The 12920-nt window shown below is 64.9% G+C and carries 15 protein-coding genes; 5 read left to right on the forward strand and 10 right to left on the reverse strand.

Annotated features, from left to right (window positions below):
- Positions 1 to 107: 107 nt before the first annotated feature.
- Positions 108 to 521 (reverse strand): hypothetical protein, encoded by a 414-nt coding sequence (locus NO360_RS07845; RefSeq protein WP_256307206.1) that lies wholly within the window; start codon positions 519 to 521, stop codon positions 108 to 110.
- A 127-nt stretch (positions 522 to 648) separates the two neighbouring features.
- On the opposite strand from NO360_RS07845, the gene NO360_RS07850 reads away from it, so the two are divergent.
- On the forward strand, positions 649 to 1623 hold the full coding sequence (locus NO360_RS07850; protein ID WP_256307207.1) for an endonuclease/exonuclease/phosphatase family protein: 975 nt from the start codon (positions 649 to 651) through the stop codon (positions 1621 to 1623).
- 97 nt (positions 1624 to 1720) lie between these two features.
- Here NO360_RS07850 and NO360_RS07855 read toward each other — a convergent pair whose 3' ends face one another.
- The 4 genes from NO360_RS07855 to NO360_RS07870 all read right to left on the reverse strand — a co-directional run bounded on the left by NO360_RS07855 (position 1721) and on the right by NO360_RS07870 (position 5379).
- On the reverse strand, positions 1721 to 3430 hold the full coding sequence (locus tag NO360_RS07855; protein ID WP_256307208.1) for a GMC oxidoreductase: 1710 nt from the start codon (positions 3428 to 3430) through the stop codon (positions 1721 to 1723).
- A 2-nt stretch (positions 3431 to 3432) separates the two neighbouring features.
- Complete coding sequence (locus tag NO360_RS07860; protein ID WP_256307209.1) at positions 3433 to 4338, reverse strand: hypothetical protein; 906 nt, start codon at positions 4336 to 4338, stop codon at positions 3433 to 3435.
- Positions 4339 to 4435: 97 nt separating this feature from the next.
- Entirely contained in the window at positions 4436 to 4690 is a 255-nt protein-coding gene (locus NO360_RS07865) for a hypothetical protein (protein ID WP_256307210.1), read from the reverse strand.
- Positions 4691 to 4713: 23 nt separating this feature from the next.
- A complete protein-coding gene (locus NO360_RS07870) occupies positions 4714 to 5379 on the reverse strand; it encodes a hypothetical protein (RefSeq protein WP_256307211.1) in 666 nt (221 codons plus the stop codon).
- Positions 5380 to 5774: 395 nt separating this feature from the next.
- On the opposite strand from NO360_RS07870, the gene NO360_RS07875 reads away from it, so the two are divergent.
- Both NO360_RS07875 and NO360_RS07880 read left to right on the forward strand, forming a co-directional pair.
- A complete protein-coding gene (locus NO360_RS07875; protein ID WP_256307213.1) occupies positions 5775 to 6941 on the forward strand; it encodes a hypothetical protein in 1167 nt (388 codons plus the stop codon).
- Between the two features lie 178 nt (positions 6942 to 7119).
- Entirely contained in the window at positions 7120 to 7413 is a 294-nt protein-coding gene (locus tag NO360_RS07880) for a hypothetical protein (protein ID WP_256307214.1), read from the forward strand.
- Here NO360_RS07880 and NO360_RS07885 read toward each other — a convergent pair.
- The 4 genes from NO360_RS07885 to NO360_RS07900 all read right to left on the reverse strand — a co-directional run bounded on the left by NO360_RS07885 (position 7385) and on the right by NO360_RS07900 (position 10152).
- Positions 7385 to 7954, reverse strand: coding sequence for a DUF5995 family protein (locus NO360_RS07885; RefSeq protein ID WP_256307215.1), 570 nt, complete (start codon positions 7952 to 7954; stop codon positions 7385 to 7387). The genes NO360_RS07880 and NO360_RS07885 overlap by 29 nt on opposite strands.
- Complete coding sequence (locus NO360_RS07890) at positions 7951 to 8334, reverse strand: DUF5995 family protein (protein WP_256307217.1); 384 nt, start codon at positions 8332 to 8334, stop codon at positions 7951 to 7953. The genes NO360_RS07885 and NO360_RS07890 overlap by 4 nt, the downstream gene beginning before the upstream one ends.
- A gap of 119 nt (positions 8335 to 8453) precedes the next feature.
- The gene (locus NO360_RS07895) at positions 8454 to 9071 is read right to left on the reverse strand and encodes a hypothetical protein (protein ID WP_256307218.1); all 618 of its coding nucleotides are present in this window, start codon (positions 9069 to 9071) and stop codon (positions 8454 to 8456) included.
- 139 nt (positions 9072 to 9210) lie between these two features.
- Complete coding sequence (locus NO360_RS07900; RefSeq protein WP_256307219.1) at positions 9211 to 10152, reverse strand: HhH-GPD family protein; 942 nt, start codon at positions 10150 to 10152, stop codon at positions 9211 to 9213.
- Positions 10153 to 10315: 163 nt separating this feature from the next.
- On the opposite strand from NO360_RS07900, the gene NO360_RS07905 reads away from it, so the two are divergent.
- Both NO360_RS07905 and NO360_RS07910 read left to right on the forward strand, forming a co-directional pair.
- Entirely contained in the window at positions 10316 to 10639 is a 324-nt protein-coding gene (locus tag NO360_RS07905; RefSeq protein ID WP_256307221.1) for a ribbon-helix-helix protein, read from the forward strand.
- 241 nt (positions 10640 to 10880) lie between these two features.
- A complete protein-coding gene (locus NO360_RS07910; protein ID WP_256307222.1) occupies positions 10881 to 11141 on the forward strand; it encodes a BolA family protein in 261 nt (86 codons plus the stop codon).
- Between the two features lie 29 nt (positions 11142 to 11170).
- Here the strand turns inward: NO360_RS07910 and NO360_RS07915 are convergent, their stop codons facing one another.
- Positions 11171 to 12805, reverse strand: a complete 1635-nt coding sequence (locus NO360_RS07915) for a potassium channel family protein (RefSeq protein WP_256307223.1) — start codon at positions 12803 to 12805, stop codon at positions 11171 to 11173.
- Positions 12806 to 12920 lie beyond the last annotated feature (115 nt).

The following is a 12920-nucleotide window of genomic DNA, read 5'->3' on the forward strand; positions in this document are numbered from 1 at the left end:
GCAGTTCGTGAGCGGGGAGCGTGTCCTCGTGACCGGTGGCCTGCTGGATCCTCACTTCGTCGGTATCGCTCTTTCCGGACGTAGTTGGGTGAGGCCGAAGCAGTAGACTAGCCGACGCGCCGTTTGAGGGCGAACAGGTACTTCGAATCGGCGATCCAGTCGTCGAGGGTCCCTTCCGTGATGTTCCCGGAGGAGTACACGCGCCCGTCCTCGAAGGCGATGACGTGCGTCGGCCACGGGCGGGACGGTTCCCAGCAGAACGCGATGCCCGTGCCCTCGCGCCCCTGTGCGACCATCCAAGACGCCGCGACGAGCGAGTAGTCCTCGCAGTCGCCGGTGCCCCGGGAGACGGTTTCCGCTGGCCGCTGGGCGAAGTCGCGAAAGCCGTTCCAGGGGTCCTCCGTCCACTCGTAGGTCGACTCTGACCACTGCTCGAAGTCGAACTCCGCCCAGAACGGATCGCGGTCCACGTAGCGGTTCGGAAACAGATACGTGAGGGGCGTCCATCGGCGTAGACGCATATGGCTAGGTCACTCCCCGAACGAATAGCTATGTCGCTGCGAGCGACGGCCCGTTTCCGGAGAGCGTTCCAATGCCTCCAGAAACCGCCGGCGTAGTTTATGATAACCGGGCGCAAACGTCTTCGCAATGGTCACGGTCACGGACACGCCGCCGCCGCCGATTCAGCGCGACGAGGACGCACTCTCTACGGCCCTCGACGAAGCGATTCCGCCCCGAATATACGACCGGAACCTCCTGATCGCGACGTGGAACGTCCGCGCGTTCGGCGGCCTCACCCGAAAGTGGGTGTCCGATGCCGACGATACCCCGAAGCGAGATTTACAGTCGATTCGTGTCATCGGCGAGATCCTCCGGCGTTTCGACGTCGTGGCCCTGCAGGAAGTCCGGGGCAACCTCGAGGCGCTCCGCGAGACGCTCGCATTTCTCGGCTCGGACTGGGGACTCATTCTGACCGACGTCACACGGGGCGCGCCCGGTAACGACGAGCGCCTCGGGTTCCTCTTCGACCAGCGAAAGGTCCAGATCAGCGGTCTCGCTGCCGAACTGGTGGTGCCCCGCGAGGAACTGGACGATATCGGTCCCGACGCCCTCCAGCGGCAGTTCGCCCGCACGCCGTATGCAGTGAGTTTCCGCTGTGGCGACGAGAGCTTCGTGCTCGTGACGCTCCACGTGCTCTACGGCGACTCCGCGACTGAACGGACCGGAGAGCTCCGAGCCATCGCAGCGTGGCTCGACCGATGGGCCCGCGACAGCGACGCGTGGGACCACAACTTCATCGCGCTGGGGGATTTCAATATCGACCGGATGGGCGACGAGCGCTACGACGCGTTCACCTCCACCGGCCTGCACGTTCCGGCGGACCTCCATCGGGTCCCGCGAACGCTGTTCAGCGACCCGGACAACCCGAACAAGCAGAAGTTCTACGACCAGATCGCGTGGTTCACGGAGGCTGACAGTCGCCCCGCACTCTCGCTCGCGCACGAGCGGAGTGGCTACTTCGATTTCAGGGACGCTGCGCTCCCGCGTCGCGATCTGAGCGACTTTCAGCTCTCCTGGCGAATCTCCGACCATTACCCGCTCTGGTCGGAGTTCAGCCTCTGACCGTCGAGGGTGAGCGCGGGCCGTCCCCCCCATCGAGAGAACTGCTTGTAATACAGTTCTATCGAGAATTCCGGTGACGACCGTGCCAGCACCCCGGTCAGAAGTATCGCTCGAGGATCCTGTCGGCCGTTCGAGCAGCGAGCGCCTGGCCCGTGTTCGTCGGGTTCGCACCGCCGACGCCGTTGGACAGTGCGGAGTGGTCGGCGACGAACAGCCGTTCGACGTCGTACGCCTCGCAGGTCTCGTCGACCACCTTCCCCATCCGCATCGTGCTGTGAACGTGGAGTGCCGTGGGCGGGGAATCGGAACGATGAACGTGGGCGGCACCCGCCTCGCGCAGGATTTCGGCGGCGATTTCGGCGAGTTCGTCGCGGCGCTGCCGGTCGCCCCGACTGGGCTCGTAGTTCACGAGCGGGATCGGGCCGTGTTCGTCCGGAAGCGCCTCCGAGACGGTCACGCCGTTGCGCTTGTGCGGCCGGTCGTCGCTCACGACGAGGATCTGGAGCATCCGTCGGTAATCGGAAAGGAGGCGCTTGAGTTCCGCTCCCGCGAGTCGGCCCATCGTATCCCAGGGGGCGTCGTCGGGGTCGTTCTGGAAGGCGAACCCGGACGCGCTGGCACCGAATCCCAGGATTGCACCGATGCCGGGACCGGTTCCAACCGTCTGGAGCATACCGAGGCCGGGGTAATCGAAGCGGGCGGCGATGTCTTGTCCCTGATGCTGGTCGACCGTCCGCTTGCCGAGGATTCCCTCGAGGTCGGCGGCGTCCCACAGCCCCATCACGTTGTCACCGAAGTGGATGGTCAGCCCGCGACCCACCCACTCGTTCCGCGGGAGATCCGTGTTCAGCCACAGCCGCGGCGTCTCGATGGCTCCCGCAGCGAGGATGACAACCTCCGCCTCGACGGACTCCGTGCGTCCAGTCCACGTGTCGCGGAAGGCGACGCCAGTCGCCGTGGGTGAATCGTCCAGGGCAGTCTCGGTCCGAACGTCCGTGACGAAGGCGTTCGGCCGAATCGTCACGTTGCCCGTGCGCAGCGCCGCGGGCACGAAACTGACGTTGCTCGCGCGCTTCGCCTTCTCTTCGTAGGGTGCCCCTCGCGGGTGGGGATTCCCGGCGATGTTCCCCAGCGCCAGGGTGTCGCCCCGGACCTCCGGGTAAGTGAAGCCCCCATCGTGCCCGGCGTCCACGTGGAGTTTCGCATCCGGCGGTCTGATGGCGTTCGGCTGGGGGCGGTAGCCCGGACCGGTGACGTTGTAGTCGTCGATGAACTCCCACCCGGCTCGGGCGGCACCGCGGAAGAACAGTTCCTCCTTGGCGGTGATCGGCGCGGGCGTCACCTCGCACAGCTCCTCGACCTCCCGGTAGTAGGGGAGCAGGTCGGCGTAATCGATCGGCCAGTGGCCCTGCTCGTCGATGGACGCGGGATAGGCCCGCGGATGACAGCCGGTGTAGTGGAGGGTCGTCCCGCCGACGCCCGCACACTGGAGGATAGCGCCGTCTCCCGGGAACTTCCGAAACCAGAAGCCCCGCTCGTGGTCCGCCGGGCCGAAGAGCAGTTTGTTTATCATCTCGAACTCACGGGTGGTGAACTGCTCATCCAGAAGATCACCACTCAAATCGGCTGTACTCGAAGAGGCTTCGCCGCCGGGTTCCTCGTTGGGTTTGGGCCACTGCTCGTTACCGTAGAACGGCCCCGCTTCGAGCAGGAGCACGGACAGGCCGGCCTCTCCGAGTTTCCAGGCCGCGACCGGACCGTCACCACCTGCGCCGACAACGACCGCATCGTAGCTCTCGGCGACCATCGTCACTCGGGATAGGGTTCCGTGTAGTCGCTCGTGTCGTACTCGTTCTCCCGGAACGATCCGGGCTGACGGGTTATGCGAACCGGTGAGGCGGCGTCCGAGTCGATGGTCGTCCACGTTTCGCCGTCCCCGAGCGTCCCGTCGTCGGTCCCGATGTATCCGCGGAGCGCGGCGTATCCGTCCGCGAAGCCGGGAAACCCGGTCTGCCGCCAGCTCTGGACGGCGGCCGGATCGTTGGGGTGAACGCGCTCGCTCGGGGGCTGTGTGAACTCGTCGTAGCCCTGCCACTCGCTGTAGTAAATCATCTCCGTGAACCCGACGACGAGCTGGCCGACGAGGCCGGCATCGAACTCGAACAGGTCGTCGACGCCGGGCGTGACCGAGAGTTCGAACTCATCGAGAATAGAGATGGCTCGCAGCCGGTCCTTGGAGGACAGCTTCGAGAACGTCCCGGCCGCGTCCCGGACCGCTTCCGGCGACGCCTCGCCCGGGTCGAGGAGCGACACTGGCCGGTCCGGGCTCGGCTCAGACTCGTTCTCGCTGCGGTCACATAGCGCTAGCGCCGCAAAGTCGAGCGCGTGTGCGATCGGGTCGGCCAGCTGGATATTGCCGTGCGGGCCGACGTGCGGGAGGCCTAACTGGAACCCGTCGTCGACGTACGTGACGACGAACTCGTCGAGGGCGATCGCCAGCCCACCCGGGACGTGTTCGTCACCGATCTCTGAGCCGAGCGCCGGCGTCTCGGGCAGGACCGCGTCCGTAACGGCCCGGAACGTCACCTCTGTGTGGTGGTCGACGTCCGACCCGAGGCCGATCGTCTCGAGAGCCACCTCACGAAGTGAACTCACGGCACGCCAGAGGGCGTCTATCCACCGGACGAGTTGACCGAGTTTGCCGCGTGTTCCCATACGACGCTATGGGGGACAAAAGTAATAATTTTTGCTGATAGATAGGGAGAGACGATCGTCCGGTGTCGAGACCGGATCGAGAACGGCTCATTCACGATCAGTCGTGCCGCCCCGACTCGGACGTCAGTTGAGTCGCTCGACGGAACCCGAGAGTCAGTAGCACCCAGCCCGTCACGCCGGTCGCGAGAAAGTCGAGGGGCCAGTGCCAGGGATACGGCGACGGCGGGTCTCGAACGTGCTTGAGCGGAGCCCTGAGAACGGGAATATACCAGAATAGATACGCGAGAAGGTAGAACCCGCCGATGATCATCCAGAGCCAGTCGGTGCGCCGGAGCCAGGTTTGAACGGACATATTCGATCCATCGCACCGCGTCCCTAAGCCTCTTTGCCGGAACGAGCGACCCGACCGCGCCGTGAGCAGAACCGCCAGACGGCGTAGCCCGCGGCGACCAGCGCGAGCGCGAGAAGCGCGAACCGGACGGATCGCTGTCCGTCCTCGCCAGACTGGCGGCCTATGGACGCGGTGGCCCGCCACGCGAGCGGGCGGGCGGCGACGTACTCCTCGACGGTGGCACCCTCGACGACCTCGAAGGTGGTCGATCCGAGCGAGTCGAAGGGAGCGAGAAGCGACTCCATTACGTCAACGAACCGCTCTGCGTCGGCAGTGGAGTCCCACTCGTAGAGTTCGAGATACGCTCCCGATTGCTCCCCCGCGAGCCAGAGCTTCCGTCTGAAGCCGGGCAGACCCAAAAAGAACGGTGTCGCGACGTTCGCGACCGGCGCGAACAATACCTCACGGAGCCCCGCTGCCGCCTCGCGTTGTGTCACGTCGATCCGAAAGACGAGGACGGCTGGCTCCTCGACCGCGTCCGCCCGAGCCGCCCGGAGTGTAGTCTCTCGATAGACCGAGAATCGATCGCCGTCCTGCAGTTCGAGGACGTACCCCAGTCGGTCGTGAGGGAACCGAACGTCGCCGGCGAGAAAATATCGGATAGAGTGGACGGCCGCCCCTGCGAGCGTGAACGCGTGTTGGATCTTCATAGCGGACCTTCCGGCCGGCGGCCCGACCGGAGTCGACCGATTGATTCGGGCTACAGCTACAAATAATCGCGCACACCAGATGTCGATAGTCTAACTAGACAGATAGTTGAACGATACGGCGTTCCTCATCTCGCCGAAACGATGCTCGTCTCCCTTCGAAGGAGTGACCGAACGACCGCGAACCCGACTTCAGGGACAAGGCCGGTCATCGAGCCGCGACATCGATTGAGAACCGGCGAACGGCGACACGAGGGCCAGTCGCACCTACACGAGCGCCGGCGGCCTTCTCGCGAATCGTCCCGGAGTACCCATCGTACTTCTCACATTCTTTCCACTCACAAACACGTGACTGATCGGAAAGTTTTATGCTATGCGGTAACATACTTATAAGGGTTATGGGGGCTGCCGAGCAGCCGTCGACCGGCGAAAACAAACCGGTTCCTGCTCCGCAGACGGAGACGACGCGTGAGGCGACAGACAGATCGCTTGTGGGAAGGTTCATCGCGAGACGGGCCGTGAACAAAGGGGCGTATATCCAGCTCCGCGCGGAACTCACCGCGGCGCGCCCGGAGTTTGAGCAGTTGGTCGAACAGACTGACGCGGAGGGCGCATCGTGGGTGAAACACGGCCGCGACCTATTCGAGAGGGCAGAGACGAATCTTAGACGGGGTGAGATCGAGGAAGCCTGGCGGGCCCTTCACACCGCAAGGCGGTTCGAGGTCTACGGGCTCGAAGCTCTCGCCGGCCAGACGGCGACCGCGGGCGAACGATCGGAACTCCAGATTCGGGCGGGAATCGTCCACGAGGAGGCGCTCGACGAACTCGTCGGCTGGCGACGGCGGGCAGTCGTCGACATCCTTTGCGACGAGCACGAACAGCTCCGGGCGGGGATCACAGGTCCGGAACTTCGGGCGGCGAGTCGACTCCTGCACGAGCAGTACGAGCGGGTCTATCTGCGCCGCAGTGAACGCCAGCGCGAGTTCAATCAGTTGGTCCTGATGGGGACGCTTTCCGGGCTGGCGCTGCTCGTGCTCACCCTGGCTGACTGGTCTCTGGATGCGACGTCGACTGCGGGGCTTGCGAGTCTCCTCGGGGAGTTTCTGGCGACGCCGTTCGACGCGAGCGCCGGTGACGTCGCTACCCCCGGGTTCGCCGTGTTTATGACCGTCGTCGGTGTCATAGGCGCGTCGCTGTTCGGGATTCGAACCCTCCGAAACCAGTCGCTCTCGACGAAGATCCCTCAGCAGATAAACCAACTCACAGTGACTAGCGCCCGAGGCGTCATCGGCGCGATCTCCGCGCTGCTGTTCTACTTCGTCCTGCAGACCCCACTGCTGACGGACGGGGCAATTCTGGCCGACGGCGTGGTCTCGGCGCCGATGATGGTCGTCGTCGCGTTCGCCGCGGGATACACCGAGCGTATGGCTCCGAGCGTGGTCGCCAAGGTCGCGTCGATTACCGATACGGACGACAGTGACGCCTCGCCACCGAACCCGGACTCGAACCCCGCCACGGCTCCGACGCCGGGATCGAACGAAGAGCAGACTGGAACTGGTCCCTGACCGATGGCGTCCTCCGACCTAAACACCAATATGTTTATAATTTCTCCTGCCTGGTGCTGGGCTTCGTCAGTCTCAAGACTACTGTGTACGCCGCCGACCTCGATGAGGACCTGAATGAGTTTGAGACGTCGACCTGGAGTTTCATCGTCAGCGGCTGTCGCTCTCGACGCTGTACTTTATGTACGTCGTCTGGATGGCACTCGTGACGAGACGATTCGTGCCCATCCGTTCGCTCGACATCAACCGGGTCGAGATCGTCGCAGTCTATCCGGTTCTCCACCTCGTGGCGACGCTCGTCGGCTACGTGAGTGCGATGCTCTTCGGTCCGGACGGGTGGCGCGTCCGCGATATCGCAGCACGACACGGCCCGGTAAGAGGCCCGTTCTGGAGGTGGGTGGCTGTTCTGAATGTAGGAGGGGTACGGCCACACCGGACAGGCGCGCTCACTCGAGGTCCAGTTTCACGTGGCTGACTCGCTGTCGAAACGCCGCTTCCAGCGACGCCAGCGGGAGGGTCTCCCGCTCCAAGTAACGGAGCGTTCGCCGCAGGGCCGGATCGACGCTGGGGGTGAGCAGGAGGTACCCGAAACCGGTCGAGACCGCACGGATTCGCCAGTCGACGAAGCGTTCCACCGGCGGCCACTGCGTGTCGACCAGGAGCACCGCGTTGCGCCACGCCAGCGACCGGGCCTCAGAGAGTCCCACGTACGTGACGGTCTCGTCGACGGAAGCGAGCCACTCGTCGGCGCGGGTGTAACTGTCTGCGTCGTAAACGTCAGCCACTACGCCCTGGACGACGTCCACCAGTTGGCGGAGGACGTCGTTGATTCGGTCGTGATCCCGGTGTTTCGCCCGCCTGTCCGGGTCGATTCCGACGTCGCGGAGGGAGTACGACAGGTCGTGATTGATGTGGGCGTTGACCCCGAGCAACGCGTCCTGCAGGAACAGCGTCTCGCCGCTCGCAGCGGCCTGAAAGGCGAGTCGCCAGGCTTGGGGGGACGGTAGCCAGCTCACCCCCGCTCGGCCCCGAGCAGCGCCGTTCGGTACCGCTCCGCGAAGGCGACGAGGTAGTCGCGGACCCACCCGGGAGACTCGAACGCCCCCGATTCGATGCCACGCTTGACGGTCGCCGTCATTTCCGTGTAGACGGTCAGGAACACTGACCGACGGTCGGAGCGCTGGCGGAAGTATACCTCCGCCTCGCCGAGGCGGTTGAGAACGTCGTCGACGGATCTGAAGAATCGGCCATCGTCTGGAGCAGACGGTCGTCGGGGGCCCTTCTGGTGAGATTCGACGGGAACCCAGTCACCCTGACCGTCACGCTTACCGGGTGCACGGGCCACGGCCCGCAGTTCGGCGAACGTCGGTGCGTAGGTGCGAACGCCGGCCGTCATAGCGATTCCGGTAGACGGAGCCGGGAGGTCACTGCGGCACTATCCGCCCGCACCGTTGCGTAGAGGGAGGGCCGTCCGTTGTGGGAGTGACAGTGACCGCCTGACGATGAAACTCGGGGTCACGCTCCTCCTGCGTCGACAGACCGGTCGGTCGAGTCGGTGACCGTGGCCACCTCGTCCGGAGAGAGGTGGGTATATTCGACGCCCTCCTCGTTCATAATGACCTGTATCTCGTCCATCCCGTACTCGACGTCGAGGCCGTACATCGAGACGTGGGCGTCGGGGTGTTCGCTCGGCTCGGTCTCGAAGTGCGCGCTGAGTTCGATACCGCCGTCGTCGTGGAGATAGCCCCGGATGTGGACCTGCCACCACTCGTAGGGTTTATCCTCGTGGTATTCGACGCGTCGAAGGTTGAGCACCTCGCCGAGGTAGTTGTAGGACAGTTCCCAACCGGGTTCGAAGTGGTTGCGGCCGAACAGGCGGACCACCTCGGGCTTGGTCATATCGACCAGATAGGCCGGCGTCTCACTGCGCGGGCGCGTGAAGAACGTCTTGCGGATCCACCACAGCGAATGGCGCAGGTTTCGCAACGGCGCGCGGTGAATCGTCCGGAGCCGGTCGAGAATCGTATACGCGGGCTCGAACTGGGACTGCGTGACCGATCCGAAGGGGAGCACATCCCAGAGTCGGTCGGCCAGAGTCTCCCCGCCCCTGTGTCCGTCACTTCTACTTGTCATGCGAACGATTAGCACTGAGCGAATATGAATTTACGCTGGTCCTCTCACGAGCCCGATGCCGAGAATCACCCGAGTTCCCGGGACAATGCAGTCGTCTATACCGTTCTGGATTACCGTCGACAGTGCGTGACGACGACGATTAACTCCGAAGGCGAGCGATTGTCTCGTCTCCGGTCTCTTCGACCTCAACTAGTCCATCATCGGCCAACTCCTCAAGTAGCTCTCGAAGCCATTCGCGTCCGTGCTCGCCGTCCGGCGTATAGTCGACGCGAATACGGTGTCCGAGTGTGTCGAGGCCCATCTCGTCGTGTTCGCCGAGGAATCGAACCACACGCCCGCGGAACTGTCGCCGACTGCCATCGAAGGTCGGCTGGGTCGGAACGTCGGGCGCGGTGAAGTCGCCGGTCCCGTAGGCGTGACACCACTGTCGCCAGGGACACCCGGCCTCGTCACAGCGCGGCGTCTTCCCGCAGGCGACGCCCCCGAGTTCCATAATCGCGTTGTTCCAGACCCGTGATTTCCCCTCGGGCATCAGTCCCGCCGCGACTCGCTCGAACGCCGCGTCGTCGTCCTCGACGTCGAACGCGCGGTAAAGCACGCGCTTGACGTTCGTATCGACGACGGCATCGCCGTTGTTGAACGCGAAGGAGGCCACCGCGTTCGCCGTGTACGGTCCGACGCCCATCAGTTCGGAGAGTTCCGCCGGCGACTCCGGGAAGTCACCGTCGTACTCCTCGATCACCTGTCCGGCGGCCTCGTGGAGGTACTTCGCGCGGTTGTTGTAGCCGAGGGAGTGATCGCTCCAGAAGGCGACGACGTCGGCCCGGTCGGCCGCGGCGAGGACCTCGGCGGTCGGCCAGCGGTCCAGGAAGTCGTGCCAGGCGTCGATGACGCGGTCGAGTTGCGTCTGTTGGCTCATCACCTCCGAGACGAGGATCTCGTAGGGATCGTCGGTCTCGCGCCAGGGGAACGATCGGTGATCGGCTTCGTACCACGACACGAGCGCGCCGCGGACGGCGTCGATGTCTCCGTCTCCGATTCCCTCGACGCCATCGCTCCGATCACCCTCCTCGTCGGTCATCACTCGAAGGTGGGACCGACCGGGTTTGTGGATTCTGGTCGGCGTCGACGGCTCCCACCGGAGTCGACCAACCCTCTCCGGCGTCGGCGATCGGGCCCGACGAGCGACGGCCAGACCGACCGAGACGAAAGTCGTTTGCCCGCGTCGCCCGAGAGGGAGAGGTATGAGTCTCGACGAACTCACGGAAGACGTAGAAACCGCTTACAGCGACGTCGACGAGGAGCAGTCCGTCTCGCTGGATCGGGAGACGCGTCACGAACTCGCGATGCTCGCGGCGGCGTTCGGGACCGACGACACCGACGAACTGCTCCGGCGGGCGGTGCACCTCCTGTTTCAGACGACCGTCGACCGCGGGACGCTCGATTTCCACCTGCGGCAGGGCTACGACGTGACCTACGACGAGTATCTCTCGGGGATGACCTTCGAGGAGATGACCGGGCAGGACCAGTATCCCCAGCGAGACGACGAACGCCGGTATCAGATGTAACCGCGTCCGAACCCCCCTCCGACGAGCGTTTATATGCGATCGGGCGGCCATCCTTCCCGTGCGCTGACGCTGGCCTCGCGTCGGGCGCGGTTGTTCGGCACGTCGACGCGGGGGACGGTCGTCGTCGCGGGCGCGGGCGGGTCGCGCTTCGGCGTCGCGAGCGGTGTGCCGACTGTTCGCCCATTCTGCGACCCGCTTCCGGAGCGGAGACCTTTATCCGTCGGAGACTCCGATAGCGAGTATGGACACCGACGAGGTCGAACGACGGATCGAGGCCGAGATACCGGACGCCGAGGCGGACGTCACGCTGCCCCGGGTTCCCGACGAGGACCACGAGGACGCGCACTTCGCCGCCGTGATCGTCTCACCGGCGTTCGAGGGGAAGTCCCTCGTCCAGCAGCACCAGATGGTCTACGACGCCCTCGGCGACGCGATGACGACGGAGATCCACGCGTTAGAGATGCAGACGTTCACGCCCGAGGAGTTCCGAGAGCGGAGCTGACCGGACGCCACCCCTCCTTCGGTCCGCGCCTACCCGAACAGGCGCTCGAACTCGCGGACGCTTTCGTCCGTTCCGGCGACGACGAGCCTGTCGTCCACTTCGATCCGAGTGTCCGGCCCGACGTCGGTCACAACGCCGCCGTCGCGCTCGATGGCCACGACGGTACTGCCGGTTCGCGCGCGGATATCGACGTCCTCGATCGTACGACCGACGATCTTCGGCGCGCCCATCCGGACGACCTCCACCTGTTGATCCAGCGAAAGCACGTCGCGGTCCTGGAGCACCCGCGAAGCGATCATCCGGCCAGTAACCGTCGCCAGCGATAGGACGTAGTCTCCGCCGGCACGGAACGTCTTCGGGATGCTCGGCGCTTTCTCGACGCGGGCGACGATCTCGGTTTCGGGTGCCAGATCGCGGACCACGAGCGTCGCGAACTCCGTCGTCGTGTCGTCAGGGAGCGCGAGCACCACCGTCCGGGCCTCGCTGATTCCAGCCTCCTCGAGCGTCTCGACTTCGGTCGCGTCGCCGACGACGTCGACGCCGTCTTCGTCAGTCCGATCGACGGTCGTGTGCGGCACTCCGGCGTCTTCGAGCGTCGCGGCGACGGTCCGTCCCACTTGCCCGTACCCGACGACGATCGTTTGTCCCGTCCCGAACTGCCGGAGTCCAGCCTGGGTCATCGCGAGGAGGCGGTCGAGCTGTTCGGGGTGTCCAGAGACGAACAGCACCGTTCCGGCGGACAGTTCGTCGTCGGGCGTCAACTGGGCCGTGAACTCGCCGTGGAACCACGCACCGATCACGTTGACGCCCGTCTCCTCGCGGATTCCGCTGTCGGCGAGCGTGCTCCCGACGAGGCTGCTCCCGTGGTGGATCGGGACCTCCGCGAGCTCCAGGTCCTCCCCCACTTCGACCGCTTCGTCGATCTCCGCCGTCAGCGCCGTCGTCACTTTGGCGGCGAGGCTCTCGCCGAGCAACGACCGCGGCGAGAGGACCTGATCGGCCCCCGCCAGTCGGTGGTACCTCGCACGCGCGGGCTCTTCGACGACGCTGAGGACCGAAACGTCGTCGTCGAGCTCCCTCGCGGCGAGGACGATGCTCGCGTCGACCTGATCGTCGCCGTCTGCCACCAGTGCCCGGGCGTCTGAGAGTCTCGCCCGCGCCAGCCCGTCGGTCGATTCGGGGTCCGCTCGAATCACGCGCTGGCCGTTGTCGTACAGTTCGGCGGCCTGGGTTCGATCCGGCTCGACGATCACGTACGGCACGCCCTGCGATTCGAGTTCCGTCGTGAGCGCGTCGGCGCGCGACGTGTACGAACAGATCACGACGTGGTCTTCGAGGGCCTCATCGAGCGCTTTGGGAACTGTCGTCGAGAACGCGTCTTCCAGGAACGGCGTCGCCAGGACCGGTAACGCACCGATCAGAAGCGCCATTCCGACCAGATCCATCACGATGATGAACACGTTCATCTGGGGGCTCGTCCACGGTGCGTCCCCGCCGAACCCGGTCGTCGTGAACATCTCCACGACCACCTGCAGGGAGTGTAGCAGGGTGACCGGGTCCCCCTCGTACACGCGCATCCCGAACTGGTAGGACACCGCAGTCAAGAGCATCACTGCCGCGAGAAACGCGGTGTATCCGACGACTCGACGTCCCCACGCGTTCACGGGATGAAAACGGGCGGGGAGTATCTTAAACCGTCGGGATCTCCGACAGAACCGAGAAACGGCGTGACTCTCTCGGGATTCGCCGGCGGATCGAACCGACGGGTTTTACGCGCTC

Origin of the sequence: Halobellus litoreus (genome assembly GCF_024464595.1) — an archaeon.
Lineage (GTDB): Archaea > Halobacteriota > Halobacteria > Halobacteriales > Haloferacaceae > Haloquadratum > Haloquadratum litoreum.